We start from the raw sequence: 16312 nt of genomic DNA on the forward strand, positions 1-16312 counted from the left end.
TAACCTTATTAGTACGCAGAGTACACAGAGTCCGAGAATATATATCTGAATCATTCCGATGCTACCGGATTTGATATGAATTGAGTTTTTGGTGGAACCATAACCCGCGCTCCGGGGCAAAAATTAACATAAATCGCGCGGAAAAATCAACATAAATCGCCGCAATTTATGTCCCAGCTAACCACTTACCAATCTTCGCTCCTGAGTCGGCGGCCCGCTAAGGCTCGCACTTGCTCGTCGGCGTCGGAAACGGCCAGCGATCGCACCAGAGGCAAAGTTTCCGCATTTTCGGGATAATGTTCGATAATTGCTTCGAGTGCTGTAAATCTGGGATTGTAAGCAAAAGAACCTGTTCTATCGTAGGAGTCAGTCAGAGCTCTCTGGCGCAAAAACTCAAACATTCCAGGCTCGTCTTTCCACCCCCGCATTAACTCTACCAGAGCGATCGCCCGCACCTGAGAATCTTCATCCTGCGCTGCCCGAATTTTCAGCCACTCAAAAGTTTGAGACTCATTTGTCCGCCCGCGAGCTAACTTTTGCAAAGCGATTTGCCTAACCGCCGGACTCTCATCGCCCTCTGCTTTAACCTCCAGCATCCTCCAAGTTTCAGCACCCGAAGGCCAGTTGCGAGCGAGTTCCTGCACCGCCACTTCCCGCACCTCCTCCTCGCCAGAATCAAGCTGAATTTTCAACCACAGCAAGGTTTCCGGCTCTTCGGGCCATTTCCGCGCTATTTCTCGCACCAGCACGCTCAGCAGGTGAGCGTCTCCCTCCGACTCCGCGAGTTTTTTGAGAAAAAGCAAAGTCTCGTCGCGGTGTCCCCAGCCCCTTGCTATCTGTTCCACCGCAGTTTCTCGGACGTTGAGGTGTCTGTCTGACTCGGCGAGATTTTTCAACCACTCAAAGACTTCGAGACTGGCTGACGGTAAGGTGGCTGCAGCTGCTACTACTACTTGGCGCACAGTCCAATAATCCTCTGAGGCCGCTATTTTTTGCAGCAGGGGCAATGTATCCGGGCTGTCGGGCCAACCTGCGGCAATCTGTTGCAGGGCTATTTCGCGCAGTTCGGCGTCGCGATCGCCCGCAGCTATATTTTGCAAAAAAGGCAGAGTTGCGGGGTTAGACGGCCAGCCAGAGGCAATTCCTTGGACTGCTGCCTGCCGGACGGTGGAACTCTGGTCGGACTCGGCGAGACTTTTGAGCAGCGGATAAATCTCTGGTTGGGCCCGCCAGCGCGAAGCTAATTCTTCGATCGCTGCTGTCCGCACTTGTTCGCTGCTGTCGGATACGGCTAGGGTTTTCAGCAGCAGGCCAACTTCTGCCACGGCCTGCCAGCCCGCTGCCAACTCCCGCACAGCTAATGTTCGCAGGGTAGAAGTTCCTGTCTCGGTCAAGTTTTTGAGCAGGGAGAAAGTACCTAAAACGCTGTGCCAACCTCTGGCTATTTCTTGCCACGCTGCGACTCGCACTCCCAAATTTTCGTCGGATTCGGCGGCGGTTCTCAGCTGCAGTAAGGTATCTGTTCGATCGCGCCAACGACGGGCCAACAGTTCCAGCGCGCAGGTGCGGACGGTCGGACTGCGATCGAACTTAGCCAGGGCGGCCACCAGTTGCAAGGTATCCTTTTTATCGGGCCAACCCGCGACCATTTCTGCGATCGCAGCCGATCGCACTGCCCAACTTGTATCGAATTTAGCGAGTTTTTTGAGCATCAGGTAAATTTCTGGCTCGTCAGACCAACTGCGGGCTATGGCTTTGACTGCTGTGGCCCGGACTTCGCCGCTGTCGCTGGAGTGTGCGAGTATTTTCAGCCAGGGCAGGGTTTGGGGGTCGTTTTTCCAGGTTTGGGCGATCGTTGCGATCGAGCGATCGCGAATTTGATAAGTTTCCTGCAATTCTTGAGCGTTTTGATAAAGAATCAGGAAAGCCGTACCGTATTGTGATAGCTTTTTTAAAGCATTTAACAGTTTTTTTTCGGTGTTTTTATTGATGCCATTTTTAACTTTTAACAGGCAGCCCGCTGCTAAAAACAAATTAATAAATTTTTCCGGTTGACCGTTTTGATCCGTCAAACATTCTATCAGTTCGCTCGCTGTTTCTCTATCTAATTTAGCTGCAATTTCTGTGAAGACATCCTGCAAAGATTCGTCCCGCCAGTGCTGCTCGAAAACTTGTGTTTTGAGTTGAGTCCAAGTCAGTTGACCAGTTTTGAGTTGTGCGTCGATTAACTCTGCAACTGTCTGGGGATTATTTTCGCAAACAAGTTTTTTTAACAACATACCAATATCTTGTCCCCTAGAGTTTGTTTGCATTTAAAAAAGACTCGGCGGTTGACATCAGGTTTATACAGGCTTGAACCATAAAAGAGCGGCTTGAAGAAAGGGCGATTAAAATTACCTTATTTTCTTTACACCGCAAAGGTGTTCGCCCTCGATGGCCCAAGCAAACGCAAGTTTGACGCTGGCGGGGTTTCAACCTTCCTCTGCTCGGTATTGTAGTATGCAGCCGATCGACTCTATTTTATACCACAATTATTTACCAGCGTCGCGCCTCAATGCAAAAGCCGCCAGCACCCACAGAAATATTGGGTTTTGGCGGAGGGTGATCGAACAATTCAGGCGGTAATTGCTCAAAGCATTAACTTCATCACCGTTTCCGACTCGCAAAATCCCCACTTGTTTTGCAGCAACCAAAGCACAAACACCTGTATTCGGGGCGATCGTTGGAGGCGATCGCACACCTACCCAAAACCATCGATATCTTACTGGGACGCACTCTACAATTTTTTAAATTTTAATGATTATTTAAGCTCCCATGCTGGAATACTGCTTTAAACCCTGCCGCCACAGCCAGCGATTCCACACAAAAAACACCGCACTCCAACCCAACATTACCAGTAAACCGCGGCCTACATCTACGGGCAATCCTATCAAGATTGCAGCGGGAAAATGAATTAAATAAGGAAACGGTGTCCACAAAACTACTTCGCGCACGGCTGGGGGAAACACTTCTAGCGGCGCGACAAGTCCCGATAAAAACAGGTACATTAAAAACCAGAATTGTTCGATCGCACTTGCCCTCTCGATCCAAAAAGCAAACAGCGCAAAGGTATACTGAATCAGGAACCGCAAACAAAAAGCGAAAACGAGAACCAACAAAAACAGCAAAAATCTGCCCAAACTCGGCAGCCAAAAAGACTGCGGGTAAAGTGCAAAAAATAGCAGCACTAATCCTAATACAAACGGTAGCCTCGCAAACCTTTCGGAAACGTGAGATGCGAAGTGATGCCATACGGGATCTAGAGGCTGCAACAATCTATTAGATAACTTACCTTCCACGACTTCTTTTTCAAACTCCCAAATCACCCAAACCACATTAGTTTGTCTGACTATGAAAGCTGCTAAAAAGTAACGGGCAAAGTCGATCTGCTTCAGCGCAAATTCACCACTTTCGGCCGCTTGCATCCACACACCCATCAAGATAAACGGCAAAGCTCCCGACAGCGCCCACAAAAACAATTCCTCCCGGTATTCGAGCATATAAGCGTAGTAGGTGACGAGCAAAGTTTTAGCAATTTTAATGTTTTTTTTCATATTCATTTTCACTGAAAGAATACTGAATTTAACTCAAGGAAAGAAGAAATAGGTAGAGATTCTTAATGTGCGCTACCAGGCAGATTCTGGTAACGAGACACGAGCAGGGTAAAAAGGCTGGTAATAATAAATCACGATCTCCCGAAATCCCCTTTCTTAAAAGATAATTTGATGCTTTCTTGACCCCTTAACAAAGAAAATGTTTGACGGTTGTTTGCTCCCTTTGTCAAGGGAGATAGGAGTAATATCTACACTTTACCCGTGCGAAAAACTCGACCAATTACCTCTTCAATTGGCGGATCGGTAACACTCAAATCGATAACTTCTAATTCTGCTAAAATCTTCGACACGCTTACCGTCAGTTCCTCCCTTTTTACCAAAAACCGCACGGAATTACCTTCAATTGATTCTACCTCGCCGTAACCAAAAGCGCTATCTTTGGCCAAGGGTTCGGCTAATTTTACTTGAACTTCCCGATAAGGTGCAAACCTGTCGAGCAATCCGTCCAAACTGCCATCATAAACTAATTGCCCTTCATGGATTAACAAAACGCGCTTGCACAAAGCAGTAATATCAGCCATGTAGTGACTTGTCAAAAGTACCGTTGCTTGATAGCGCTCGTTATATTCCCGGAGAAATTGCCTGACGCTAAACTGTGCGTTGATATCTAAACCTAAAGTCGGTTCATCTAAAAATAATACCTCCGGCTGGTGCAGCAAGGCAGCCATGAATTCTGCTTTCATGCGTTCGCCCAAAGATAGCTTTCGCACTGCTTGATTTAACTTGCCTTCTAGTGACAGCATTTCTGTCAATTCTCCGACTCGCCGCCGATAATCTGCATCGGAAATTCCATAGACAGCGGCGTTGATTCGCAGAGAATCGAGCACTGGTAAATCCCAAATTAACTGTTGTTTCTGCCCCATCACTAAGGTAATTTTTTGCAGAAAATCTGCTTGGCGGCGGAAGGGAGTGCGATCGCACACTGTCACTGTACCATCAGAGGGATAAATTAAACCAGTCAGCATTTTCAGCGTCGTAGTTTTGCCCGCACCGTTAGCGCCGAGAAACCCCACCACTTCTCCGGGTTCAATACTGAAAGAAACGCCGTCAACTGCTTTGATATTGCGGTAAGTGCGGTTAAAAAAGTGCTGGACTGTTCCCTTAAGTCCCGGTTGTTTAATCGCTACTGGATAAACTTTGCTCAAGTCTTCTACAAAGATAATTGGCATCGGCTTTAATTTTAACTTTAATTTTAACTTTTATTTTAATCTGCGATTTTGCGATCGGCTGTGCCAAGATGGAAATAATTGTCAGATATCCATTAATCGCAAAAAATTTACAACTATGGTACTCACTCCCGATCGTTCACGCATCTCTCGTTTGGTAGGAGACAATTCTCCTGAAAATATTACACTTGTACCGGGACAACTTGCTAGTTTTTCTGGGGGAGTTTGGATGCTGGGCGGCAATGATACTGTCACGGGTTCATCGGATGCAGAACGGATTTTCGGCAACGATGGTAAGGACAGTCTGTCAGGCGGGCCCGGCAATGATTCTATTTACGGCGGCAAAGGTGATGACGATATTTTGGGAAAAAGTGGGAATGATGTTTTGACAGGGGATAGAAATAGCGATTTTATTGATGGCGGTGTGGGAAATGATTTGCTGCGCGGCGGTCAAGGTGTTGATTTGTTAGTTGGCGGTGATGGTAACGATACTTTAATTGGCGACAGAGATGTGGATATTTACAAAGGAGGTGCGGGGAGAGATGTTTTTGTTTTTCGAGTCGATCAAGCGGGAATGGGAGTAGGGGGAATAGAAGTTCCTGATGCAGTAATTGTGGACTTTGATAAGTCGAATGATTCTATCGGACTTAGTGTGGATTTTAGCACTACTCTTGTCTTCTTGGAACAGACAAGTTATAGCTTGGACGATCCGAGACTGCTGCTGCTAAATCCTGGAACTATAACGGGGGGAATGAGTTTGTTAGCCAAGGGCGGTATCTCGCAGGAAAGTCTCGATCCAGACGGCAACGGGCGCGTGGAAGCTACTAATATTAGATTTGGTTCTAATCAGGCTTTGTTGGGTACTGTGCTGAATGTAACGCCTGCTGATTTAACCGGCCGTTTGATTAATGCTAGTTCTCTGCTGTAATTTGTAGGTCTGGGGTGCGAATTACGCACCTTACTAAGGATCTAACTTACTGTCAAAACTGCGCGATAGCGCACTTTATTGTCGCGGACTTTCTGGATTGCTTCATTCGCTTGTGCGATCGCAAAAACTTCGACAATCGGCTCAATTCCAAACTTCTCTGAAACTGACAGCATTTCATGAATCATAGCGCGACCGCCGATCGGAGAAGCCGTAATTCGGCGGCGCTTCGCCAGCAGCGAAAATAACGGAATACTCAAAGGTGCGTCGGGAACTCCCACAAAAGCCAGGGCACCGTCAGAATCGAGAAAATCAATGTAGGGAACCCAATCCAAAGCAGCAGGAACAGTGCTCAACAAAATATCTAATTTACTGCTAGGCGGTTGAGGAACTTCGCCTTTTCCTACTACAATAGCTTCGTCCGCCCCCATTTTATGGGCAAATTCTGCCTTATCTTGGGAAGTAGTAAAAACTGTAACGCGGTTGCCTAATTTTTTAGCAAATTGCACGGCCAGATGTCCCAAACCGCCGATGCCGAGAATGCCGATTTCTTGCCCAGAACTCATTCCCGCGTTTCGCAAACCGGCGTAAACAGTAGTTCCGCCACACAGCAACGGCCCGGCTACTTTGGAATCGATGCCTTTGGGAATAGGAAAAGCAAAGCGGGAATCTACCATTAAATAATCGGCTAAACCGCCGGGCCCTGTAACAATTAATCCCTGGTTTTCATCGCAGAGATTTTCGTTACCGCGCAAGCAGTCGCGACAATGCAAGCAAGACGACCTTTGCCAGCCGACACCAACGCGATCGCCTACTTTTAAATGAGTCACTTGCGACCCTATTTCTGCCACTTCTCCGATAACTTCGTGACCGGGAACCAGGGGATATTTTGATTGACCCCAATCGTTGTCAATCATGTGCAAATCCGAGTGACAGATGCCACAAATTAACACTTTTATTAGACATTCGTGCACCTTGGGCGCTGCGACATCAAATTTGTATTCTTCAAGCAACCCGCCTGCTTTTTTTGCTGCTAATGCTGTGATTTGCATGGTGATATTTTCTGGTTTTTTTGTCATTATAATAGTATTTGGTCTGGTTGAACCGTCTATTTTTTGAGAAATTTAAATTTAATAACTCAAACTATCTGCCACACTCCTCTCTCCCGAAGCAGAGAGGTCAACAGAGGCTTTTTTTCGCCCCTGAAGCGCGATCTGGTTCTCCTTGGTGACAAGCACTTAGGATGGAAAACTTAATAACTTAAACACCTCCTACAGTCGTCTCTCCTGTAAGTTGCCAGATAAAAGGAGGCAGAGCCTCCGGATCTGCATTACCAGGCAGAGCCTGGTAACGAGCAATCGCTGAAGTTATTAAATTTTCATTCCTTATAACGTTCGTGGGGGACAGCACTAATAATTAATATAGCCTTTCTCAAAAAGGTACAGGTTGAGATATTAGATTGAAGGATTGAAGGATTGAAGGATCGCTCGATCGCTCATTGAGAGTGAAAACTGCTATAACTAATAACTAATAACTAATAACTAATAACTAATAACTAATAACTAATAACTAATAACTAATAACTAATAACTAATAACCATGACTAATTACCCATGAATAATTGCATCAAACCGGGGAATAATCGATAGGCTTCCGATGCAAAGAAAGCTGGGCCGACGGTAACTTCTGCACGCTGATTCTTTACAGCATCCCAGATTGCTTTAGCAATATCTTCCGGCTGAGAAGCCCAGTTTGATTTCAACATTTCGGTCATTTGTTGGCGGCGCAATTCGACTGCTGGTTCGTCTCGATCGCGAAATTGAGCTCTTTCCAAAAAATCGCTGTCGATCAAACCCGGATGTACGGCACAAACGTGAATGCCTCGGGGCGCTAATTCCAATCGCAAAGTTTCTGTTAAACCGGTTACTGCATATTTGCTGGCGCAATAAGCGGTCATTTGAGGCAAGGGCATTTTGCCGCCTATGGAACCAAGATTGACGATTGTACCCGTTTTGCGATCGAGAAAATGTGGTAAAAGTTCTTGAATTGTGTTAACGCAGCCCCAAAAATTGGTATTCATTAATTGCTGCCAATCTTCGGAGGTGGTTTGCTCGATCGCCCCCGCAAGACAAATCCCGGCATTATTCACCAAAACATCAATGTTTCCGCAAGTATCTAGGGCTTTTTGGACGATCGCCCGCACTTGTTGAATGTCGCCCACATCCCCCGCAATAGGGAAAGCGGAAGTGCCTTCACGCTGCACCTGAGCCGCTGCTGCTGCCAATCTCTCTGGCTCGCGAGCCACCATCACTACATCGTAACCTTTGCTGGCAAATAACAGTGCCGTTGCTTTGCCGCTTCCTTGAGAAGCGCCTGTAATCAAAACTGTAGGAGCCATAGATAGTTATACTTTGTAAGATAAATTCCGGTTCAACCGGAATGACTGTTGACTGTTGGCTGTTGGCTGTTGACTGTTGGAACAATACCGATGCAACTAAAAACGAAATGATTCGGACTTGTGTGATGTTGAATTTTGTAGGGGGCGGGTTCGCCAACAATAATTGCCCACAATCTACAATCTCATAAACCCGCCCTGCCCTGCGGTATTGAAACTATAGCAGATTTAAGGTTATTTTAGGCGCGCTCTAGATTGTTGTTTTTGAGTGTGGTAATTTTTAAGGATTGGCGATGGGCTTTTTTTTAACGAACCGCGAAGGCGCAAAGAACGCGAAGAAAGAGAGGAGAAGGTAAGATAAAATTAAAAGTTATGATTGGCTGCACAGATTGGGATCTAGATTTTACTAATTACCAATTACCAATTCCCCATTACCAATTCTCGAAAAAATGAATTTTCCGAAACAACCGCAGAATTGGTCGATCGCCCTATTGTTAATTATCGGCGTTTTGGCAGTCTCAACTTCTTCGATTTTAATTCGGCTGGCGAACATGGAAGCAGGCGCGGGCGGCCTCGGTTTCAGTCTGATCCTCGCCGCTTCTCGCTTGAGTTTGTCTTCCTTAATTCTGCTTCCGGCTTGGCAGAAAATTCAGTGGAATTCTTTGCAACCGGGAGCTCGGCGCTATGCTGCGGCGGCTGGTTTGTGTCTCGCCCTGCACTTTGCTCTCTGGATTACCTCACTTTCTTATACTTCGATTGCGGCTTCAACAGCCCTCGTCACCACAACTCCGGTTTGGATAGCGCTGTTGTCGCGCTTCTGGTTTGGCGAAAAACTCACCAAAATGTCGATCGCTGGCATTACTATAGCCCTTGCAGGGGGAATGGCGATCGCCCTGGGGAGTGCGGGCGCAGAAAGTGCCGGCAGCAGTAAACTCCTAGGCGATTTCCTGGCTCTGGCTGGTTCCTGGGCTGTCAGCTTGTACCTGCTGTTGGGGCGCGAAGCTCAGCGGCGGGGACTGGGAATTGGCGGTTATATCGCGATCGCCTATACTGTTAGTGCGATCGTCCTGCTGCCTCTCCCCCTCGCCTTGGGCACCCGTTATACCGATTATTCGCACATTGTATATTTTTATATTTTGTTGACGGCTGTCTTGCCTCAATTAATCGGCCACACCATTTTAAACTGGGCCGTAGTGCAAATTTCCCCAACTATAGTAACTCTTGCCGTATTGTTTGAACCAGTAGCGGCGAGTTTTTTGGGTTATTTGCTGTTTCGGGAAGTGCCCGCGCTGGCGGTACTCGCAGGTGCTGCGATACTGCTATTTGGCGTAGCAACCGCTACAGTCGGAGCAAAAAAAAGCACAGTCAACAGTTAAGAATTCTCAGCCTTGCCACTACAGTTGGCGTGAGTCAGAATAAAAAAGATTAGAGCTACAAAATACAAATCAGTGGGGAGCATATCAAGGAGTTTCCACAGTTTATAGCAAACAGCATACAGGTTGATAGTTACCTCGGACTTACGCGCGAGGAGATTGCCAGCGAGGGCAATTAATTTTTCCTTTCCCTCCTACAAGGGCTTGTGATTAATCACATTTTGGATTTTTCGTTTACCGACTAGCTCGCATTGGGTTAAAAAAAACTAAAAAACCCAGAAAATGGGTGGGTTTTAACCGACTTACACGCCTGCTCTCAGGGAATAAATTCCCTGGCAGAATTGGTTGGTAGTGCGGACTAAAGTCCGCAATCCGGGAACGGAATTTAGTCTGCACTAGGAACCTTTTTTGTTACGATCGTAGACCGAACGTGATATGACCAATGACGAATGACTAGCCTTCGACTTCGCGAGCAGCTAAAATGACTAATGACTAATGACTAATAATTAATGACTAATAATATTTGGGTGCATTTCGGAGAATAAAATTATGCTGCCAGAACAATTACAGCGGGTCATCGGCTACTTTCTAGAAGAAGCCACAGAACACATCCAAATCATCGAACAAGGCTTGCTTGGCCTGCAAAACACTGTGCAAGCTCCCCAAAGAATACACCAGCTCATCCGAGCCTCGCACTCGATCAAAGGGGGAGCTGCTATGCTCGGATTTAGCAGCATTCAGCGAATTGCCCATCGCTTGGAGGATTATTTAAAAGTGCTTAGAGAATGTCCGATCGCCGTTGATAACAGGCTGCAATCGCTGTTAACTGAAGTATCTGATATTTTAGCAGCCCTCATGCACAAGGTTTCTAAATTTTTTGGCCTCAACCACGAAGATGCAAATCAAATGCTCTCCCTCGCTGAACCGGTTTTTGACGAACTCGACGCTTATTTGAGAGTGCTGATTCCGACTCGCCTGACTGTGAGAGTTACTACCGACGAACACATTCACATTTTCTCCGGTTACTGCACATCATTGGATGAATTTTCCTCCGCCATTGCGTCGCGCGTCGGTTTGCTCCGAGGTACTATTACTCGCCACGAGCAAGAAGGCGATGGCCTTCGCCTTTATCTTGACATTTACCGGCCTCCTTACACCAGGATCGAAAACATCCGCCAAGCTGTCGAACTCTCGGGCGCTATTATCGGGACTTTTCAGACTCAGCGAGACTTTTCGTTACTGGTGACGGATTATCCGCTTTACCCAAGTGCGATCGAGCCTCCCGCAATTTGCAACGGATGTCGCTACTATTACGGCAGAAGCGACGGCGGCCATGCGCTCAACTGCACGATCCATCCCCGCGGCCCGGAAGATGAAGATTGTCGCGATCGCGAACCAGAATAAGGATTATAAAAATCAGATTGCGAACCAGGATTAGCCACCAAGGAATATTTTAGAAAAAATCAATATTCTCCATCAAACTTTTGATATAGCTCGCTATCAAATTCTTCTTTCTTCCTTGTTAATGCTATCAAATGCCAAGTTCTTTCTTCTTCCTTATTCCTTCTTCCTGATGACGTTGTACGGAAAGCTCGCGGGGGACAGGACTAATACTAATGACTAATGACTAATGACTGATGACTGATGATTAATGATTAATGACTTCTTCCTTCTTCCTTCTTCCTTCTTCTAAAATCCCCCTGAAAGCTGATATCACAACTTTAATTAATTGCATCATGCTGGAAGGATGCGCCACTGCCCAGATATTGATAGTCAGACAAGCGATCGCCATAGCTAGCAAGATGTATGTCGGAGGCATTACAACCCCGATCGCGAACCAGGTAAAAACGTGAAATAACATTGCGGCAGCCCAAAATCCAGCCACAACAGCAGACGCCCAAACTTGCATTCGAGGTCGGTTTAGTCCGATCAAAATCCCTGTTTGCAAAGTAGTCAGCAAGTTTGCCGGAACTAAAAAAGCACAGATACCTATGCAGTAGGTATGGGAAAACTGAGTAGCTGTATTGAAGTCGAGCATTAGTCTAATTGTCGGGCCTGTTGGATATACTTAAAGAGCTTAACGTAACTTGACTTTCAGCTCCTGTCATCATTAGCTTAACTTAATATTTTCCTCCCAGGGCCGGTCGGAAGACACATCTCTCTCTCCCCGTTCCAGCGAGCCATATTTTACCACAAAATTAACTTTGTGGAAAATTATTAAAAGTTCTTGAAGAATAGTAAGAAGTGCTGGCATAATTAACAGGGGGGATCGATCGCAACTGAAGAGCCAAGTCTGCAAAAATATCTAGAATGCCCGGGCCGGTAGAGCAGCAACACAACTGCTGGTTGATTTTTGACTAGATCGTTTTCGACTAGCGGACGCTCGGATGATTAATTGCTAGGGTCAGTCAAGGAATCGAGCCGTTACGCGATCGAACACTTCTGGAGATGATTGCAAAGCCCATTTTCTAGCAACTACCAAGGTAACGCCCGACAAATTATAGTAGGGGCTCCCCTCACCAACAAATCAATCCACCAGTCTAGAGATATCAACCCGCCCCCACGACTCAAATCTCAAATCTATAGAACCCTCTCAAAATTTTACAGAACCAAATAGAGAAAATGAATCGACAAATCACAATCCCAGCACTCGAAGAAGTTGACTTAACAAACTGCGACAAAGAGCCCATTCACCTATCGGGACACATTCAGCCGCACGGGGTGCTAATTGTTGTGCGAGAACCTGAACTAGAAATACTGCAAGTTAGCGAAAATACGCAAGAGTTGTTGGGATTCGATGCCAAAAGTGCGATCGGTCAAAATTTGAGCTTATTATTCGATCGCGCTCAGCTAGAAAAATTTAATGCTTGCTTGGAAAAGGAAAACTTAAAAACCGTCAATCCCATTAAAGTCTCCATCGAACAAGCAGGTAAATCATTAAAATTTGACTGCATACTCCACCGAACAGAAGGAGTTTTGATGGTCGAATTAGAATTAGCCACTACCACAGAAAGTCTTTCGGTATTTAGCTTTTATCATTCAGTAAGATCCACTGTCAGCCAAATTCAAAACGCCACAAATCTCCAAAATTTATGTCAGCAAACTGTCAAAGAAATCAGAAGAATTTCCCAATTTGATAGAGTAATGGTCTATCAATTTGACCCCGACGGTAACGGCGCTGTCATCGCCGAAGACAAAGCAGAAAACCTGACTCCTTTCTTAGGATTAAACTACCCCAATACAGATATTCCAAAACAAGCCAGAAAACTGTATTCGTTAAATTGGTTGAGGTTGATTCCCGATATTAATTATCAACCAGTCCCCCTCGTCTCCGGCAACAATTCTATTCCCAACAAACCTGTAGACCTCAGCTTTTGCGTATTGAGAAGCGTTTCTCCCATTCACATAGAATACCTGCAAAATATGGGTGTGACAGCTTCGATGTCAATTTCATTAATCAAAGATCAAAAACTGTGGGGATTGATTGCTTGCCACAACTATACACCAAAATATCTCAACTATGAAGTGCGCGCCGCCTGCGAATTTATCGGACAAGTAATGTCCTTAGAACTGCAATCAAAAGAAGGAAACGAAGACTACGATTACAAACTTTATTTAAAATCAATTCAAACCAAGATTTTTGAAGACATATCAACCGCCGAAAACTTGTCAGAAGTGTTCGGTAAATGCCAGCACAATTTGCTGGAAGCAGTCAACGCCCAGGGAGCAGCAATAATATTTGGAGACAATTGCTATCGAATCGGAGAAACACCTCAAGGAGAATCTCTTAAATGCTTAACTAATTGGGTGCAAAAAAACCTCAAAAAAGAAATATTTTATACAGACTCGTTGACCAAATTCTATCCAGAAGCTGAGGCTTTTAAAGATACAGTCAGCGGGTGTTTAGCCGTAGCAATATCGCCAATTCAAAAAATATACGTTTTGTGGTTTCGCCCAGAAGTAATTCAGACAGTCAATTGGGCGGGAAACCCCAACAAAAAACTTGAAATAGATGAAGATGGCAGCCCCAGACTGTCTCCTCGCAAATCCTTCGAGCTGTGGAAAGAAAATGTTAGTTGCCAATCATTGCCTTGGAAACCATGCGAAATAGAAGCAGCATTGGAACTAAAAAAAGCAATGATTAATATAGTCCTGCGCCAAGCCGACAAACTCAACAAATTAAATACAGCATTAGAAGCATCTGTCGCCAGAGAACGCGAAAAAACCGCTCATTTAAAAATAGCGATGTCTGAGCTTAAGCGCGCTCAAACTCAATTAGTGCAAAGCGAAAGAATGTCGAGTTTGGGACAGTTGGTGGCGGCGGTAGCCTATGAAGTCACTAACCCGATTAATTTCATTTACGGAAATCTTACCTATGCCAACGAATACAGCGAAAAACTCATCAATTTATTGCAGCTTTACGAACAGCACTATCCCTCGCCTTCGCCAGAAATTAAAGTAGAAATAGAAGCAGCAGAAGTAGAGTTTATAGTTGAAGACTTACCCAAGTTGCTGGGTTCAATGAAAGTAGGAGCTAACCGCATCCGCGAGATAGTTCAGTCGCTGCGAAATTTCTCTAGAATTGACGAAGCAGAGATTAAACCAGTTGACATTCACGATGGATTGGACAGCGCTTTGTTGATTTTGAGCAACCGACTTAAGCCGAAGCCCGTGAAGCAAAGCTATCCCCTTGGGAATCGCCCTGCAATTCATCTCATCAAAGAATATGGCTCTCTGCCTTTGGTTGAGTGTTACGCAGTTGAGATTAACCAAGTGTTTATGAATGTGCTGACAAATGCAATTGATGCCCTAGAAGATGCCTTTGTCAACAAGCACTTATCGTCGCAGCGCGGCGGCAAAGAAGAGCCAGCCAAGAGCGGACAAATTCGGATCGTGACAGAAGTTTGTTCGGAAGAAAAAGCCGTAAAAGTTCGGATCGAGGACAACGGTTGGGGTATGGAAGAAACAGTCCGCCAGAAAATATTTGAGCCGTTTTTTTCCACCAAACCGGTGGGTAAAGGTGCAGGAATAGGTTTGGCAATTTCCTGGGAAATTGTGGTGAAACAACACGGCGGCAAATTGAGCTGCATTTCTGCCCCCGGAGAGGGAACCGAGTTGATTATTGAGATTCCGCTGAGACAAATTCATCCGAAACCGATTGTTAAATGAAAAAAAGTGCGATCGCCTCCCAAATCCACAAATCGAAAATTCGACTAAAATACAAAAGCAGCTAAGTAGATTTGAGCCAAATTTGAGGAAGCGACTGTGACAGAAAAAAATACCGCCCAATGGGATGCCGGCAGATTTGTCAAAACCTTGGCTTATTTCGGCGTTATTCCCTTCATTGGCAGCATTAGCTGGCTGCAACAACTGTTCGGAAGCAGCAGCAACCAGAAAAAAGACGAACCCAAACTCGTACTCGTAGCCGGTGCGACTGGCGGGGTGGGAAAGCGAGTTGTCAAGCGGCTGCAACAGCGGGGATATAAAGTCCGCTGTCTCGTCAGAGATACCAAAAGAGCAACAGAAATTCTCGGAAAAAATGTTGAATTAGTCGAAGGAGATATCACTCTCGCCGAGACGCTAACGCCCTTAGTAACCGAGGGGGTAGATGCAGTTATCTGCTGCACCGGCACCAAAGTTCAACCTGTAGAAGGAGACACCCCAACCAGGGAAAAATACTATCAAGGCATCAAGTTTTATATGCCGGAAGTTGTGGATGTTCCCGAAATAGTTGAATACAAAGGCATCAAGAATTTAGTGCAAGCTGTTCGCAGCCAGCTCGTTAAAGCAGGCGAAAAAATCATTTTCGACTTCACAAAACCTACCCAAGATTTAAAAGAAACTTGGGGCGCTCTCGACGATGTTGTGATGGGCGGCACTAGCGAAAGTTCGATCGTCCTTACAGACAGTACAGCTATATTCACGGGCAATGTTTCCACGGCAAACTCCGGCGGCTTTGCTTCCGTCCGCACCCGAAACTTCGATTCTCCCCTCAATCTCACAGGATTTAGCGGCCTCCAACTGCGGGTAAAAGGGGATGGTAAGCGCTACAAGTTGATCGTGCGTAGCGAGGCTAAATGGGACGGCATTGGCTATAGCTATTCGTTTGATACTGTTTACAATACTTGGATTACTGTCACCGTTCCCTTCGATAAGTTAATTCCAGTATTCCGGGCGAAAACTGTGAAAGATGGCTCGAAATTAGATCCGAGCAATATTTATTCTTTTCAGTTAATGCTGAGCAAGTTTGAATACGACGGCGGGCTGAATCCAAAATTTACACCGGGCGTTTTTCAACTGGAATTAGAATCTATTAAAGCTGATGGCGGGCAGACGTTGCCGCGATTTGTGATGGTGAGTTCGGCTGGAGTGACGCGCCCGGGCCGCCCTGGACTTAATTTGGAAGAGGAACCGCCGGCTGTGAGGATGAATGATATGTTGGGGGGAATTTTGACTTGGAAGTTGAAAGGTGAGGATTGCGTGCGATCGAGCGGCATACCTTATACTGTTGTCAGACCTTGTGCTTTGACTGAAGAAGCGGGCGGCAAAGCTTTGATATTCGAGCAAGGAGACAATATTCGGGGTAAAGTTAGCCGGGAAGATATTGCAGAATTGTGCGTGCAAGCTTTGTCAGAACCGCAGGCTTGTAAGGTGACATTTGAGGTAAAAGAGGGGGAAGATTCTCGTTCTCCGGGAGATTGGGAGGCTTTGTTTTCTGGGGTTAAATAACAATTATGGAATAAGATTAAACGAACCGCGAAGACGCAAAGAACACGAAGGAAGAGGAAGAAGAAGATGCA

The 16312-nt window shown here is 45.8% G+C and carries 12 protein-coding genes; 5 read left to right on the forward strand and 7 right to left on the reverse strand.

What is annotated here, in order from left to right; translation table 11 throughout:
- Positions 1–185: 185 nt before the first annotated feature.
- The 4 genes from QUA97_RS21190 to QUA97_RS21205 form a co-directional block, all read right to left on the reverse strand.
- Complete coding sequence (locus QUA97_RS21190; protein ID WP_333195853.1) at positions 186–2312, reverse strand: HEAT repeat domain-containing protein; 2127 nt, start codon at positions 2310–2312, stop codon at positions 186–188.
- Between the two features lie 219 nt (positions 2313–2531).
- Positions 2532–2738, reverse strand: coding sequence for a hypothetical protein (locus tag QUA97_RS21195; protein WP_228049721.1), 207 nt, complete (start codon positions 2736–2738; stop codon positions 2532–2534).
- A gap of 66 nt (positions 2739–2804) precedes the next feature.
- Positions 2805–3593, reverse strand: coding sequence for an ABC transporter permease (locus QUA97_RS21200; RefSeq protein ID WP_194065905.1), 789 nt, complete (start codon positions 3591–3593; stop codon positions 2805–2807).
- Positions 3594–3841: 248 nt separating this feature from the next.
- The gene (locus QUA97_RS21205) at positions 3842–4822 is read right to left on the reverse strand and encodes an ABC transporter ATP-binding protein (RefSeq protein ID WP_333195857.1); all 981 of its coding nucleotides are present in this window, start codon (positions 4820–4822) and stop codon (positions 3842–3844) included.
- A 115-nt stretch (positions 4823–4937) separates the two neighbouring features.
- Between QUA97_RS21205 and QUA97_RS21210 the strand changes: the two genes are divergently transcribed.
- On the forward strand, positions 4938–5747 hold the full coding sequence (locus tag QUA97_RS21210) for a calcium-binding protein (protein ID WP_194065907.1): 810 nt from the start codon (positions 4938–4940) through the stop codon (positions 5745–5747).
- Between the two features lie 41 nt (positions 5748–5788).
- Here QUA97_RS21210 and QUA97_RS21215 read toward each other — a convergent pair whose 3' ends face one another.
- Both QUA97_RS21215 and QUA97_RS21220 read right to left on the reverse strand, forming a co-directional pair.
- Positions 5789–6823 (reverse strand): NAD(P)-dependent alcohol dehydrogenase, encoded by a 1035-nt coding sequence (locus tag QUA97_RS21215; protein ID WP_228049722.1) that lies wholly within the window; start codon positions 6821–6823, stop codon positions 5789–5791.
- Positions 6824–7347: 524 nt separating this feature from the next.
- Positions 7348–8142 carry an SDR family NAD(P)-dependent oxidoreductase gene (locus tag QUA97_RS21220; protein WP_333195860.1) on the reverse strand — a complete coding sequence of 265 codons (795 nt, stop codon included), beginning with the start codon at positions 8140–8142 and terminating at the stop codon, positions 7348–7350.
- 446 nt (positions 8143–8588) lie between these two features.
- Here QUA97_RS21220 and QUA97_RS21225 point away from each other — a divergent pair, with 446 nt between their 5' ends.
- Both QUA97_RS21225 and QUA97_RS21230 read left to right on the forward strand, forming a co-directional pair.
- Positions 8589–9515, forward strand: coding sequence for a DMT family transporter (locus QUA97_RS21225; RefSeq protein WP_194065909.1), 927 nt, complete (start codon positions 8589–8591; stop codon positions 9513–9515).
- 546 nt (positions 9516–10061) lie between these two features.
- The gene (locus QUA97_RS21230) at positions 10062–10916 is read left to right on the forward strand and encodes an Hpt domain-containing protein (RefSeq protein WP_333195863.1); all 855 of its coding nucleotides are present in this window, start codon (positions 10062–10064) and stop codon (positions 10914–10916) included.
- 244 nt (positions 10917–11160) lie between these two features.
- Here QUA97_RS21230 and QUA97_RS21235 read toward each other — a convergent pair whose 3' ends face one another.
- On the reverse strand, positions 11161–11550 hold the full coding sequence (locus tag QUA97_RS21235) for a hypothetical protein (RefSeq protein WP_194065911.1): 390 nt from the start codon (positions 11548–11550) through the stop codon (positions 11161–11163).
- A gap of 584 nt (positions 11551–12134) precedes the next feature.
- Between QUA97_RS21235 and QUA97_RS21240 the strand changes: the two genes are divergently transcribed.
- Positions 12135–14681, forward strand: a complete 2547-nt coding sequence (locus tag QUA97_RS21240) for an ATP-binding protein (RefSeq protein WP_194065913.1) — start codon at positions 12135–12137, stop codon at positions 14679–14681.
- 96 nt (positions 14682–14777) lie between these two features.
- Entirely contained in the window at positions 14778–16241 is a 1464-nt protein-coding gene (locus tag QUA97_RS21245) for a CIA30 family protein (RefSeq protein ID WP_194065914.1), read from the forward strand.
- Positions 16242–16312: the final 71 nt, after the last annotated feature.

Origin of the sequence: Microcoleus sp. CZ3-B2, from assembly GCF_036705055.1 — a bacterium.
Classification (GTDB): domain Bacteria; phylum Cyanobacteriota; class Cyanobacteriia; order Cyanobacteriales; family Microcoleaceae; genus Microcoleus.

Bases quoted from the DNA above. Each gene is read 5' to 3' on its own strand.
- QUA97_RS21190 (WP_333195853.1), bottom strand. From the start codon at position 2,312: ATGCAAACAAACTCTAGGGGACAAGATATTGGTATGTTGTTAAAAAAA.
- QUA97_RS21200 (WP_194065905.1), bottom strand. From the start codon at position 3,593: ATGAAAAAAAACATTAAAATTGCTAAAACTTTGCTCGTCACCTACTAC.
- QUA97_RS21205 (WP_333195857.1), bottom strand. From the start codon at position 4,822: ATGCCAATTATCTTTGTAGAAGACTTGAGCAAAGTTTATCCAGTAGCG.
- QUA97_RS21210 (WP_194065907.1), top strand. From the start codon at position 4,938: ATGGTACTCACTCCCGATCGTTCACGCATCTCTCGTTTGGTAGGAGAC.
- QUA97_RS21215 (WP_228049722.1), bottom strand. From the start codon at position 6,823: ATGACAAAAAAACCAGAAAATATCACCATGCAAATCACAGCATTAGCA.
- QUA97_RS21220 (WP_333195860.1), bottom strand. From the start codon at position 8,142: ATGGCTCCTACAGTTTTGATTACAGGCGCTTCTCAAGGAAGCGGCAAA.
- QUA97_RS21225 (WP_194065909.1), top strand. From the start codon at position 8,589: ATGAATTTTCCGAAACAACCGCAGAATTGGTCGATCGCCCTATTGTTA.
- QUA97_RS21230 (WP_333195863.1), top strand. From the start codon at position 10,062: ATGCTGCCAGAACAATTACAGCGGGTCATCGGCTACTTTCTAGAAGAA.
- QUA97_RS21235 (WP_194065911.1), bottom strand. From the start codon at position 11,550: ATGCTCGACTTCAATACAGCTACTCAGTTTTCCCATACCTACTGCATA.
- QUA97_RS21240 (WP_194065913.1), top strand. From the start codon at position 12,135: ATGAATCGACAAATCACAATCCCAGCACTCGAAGAAGTTGACTTAACA.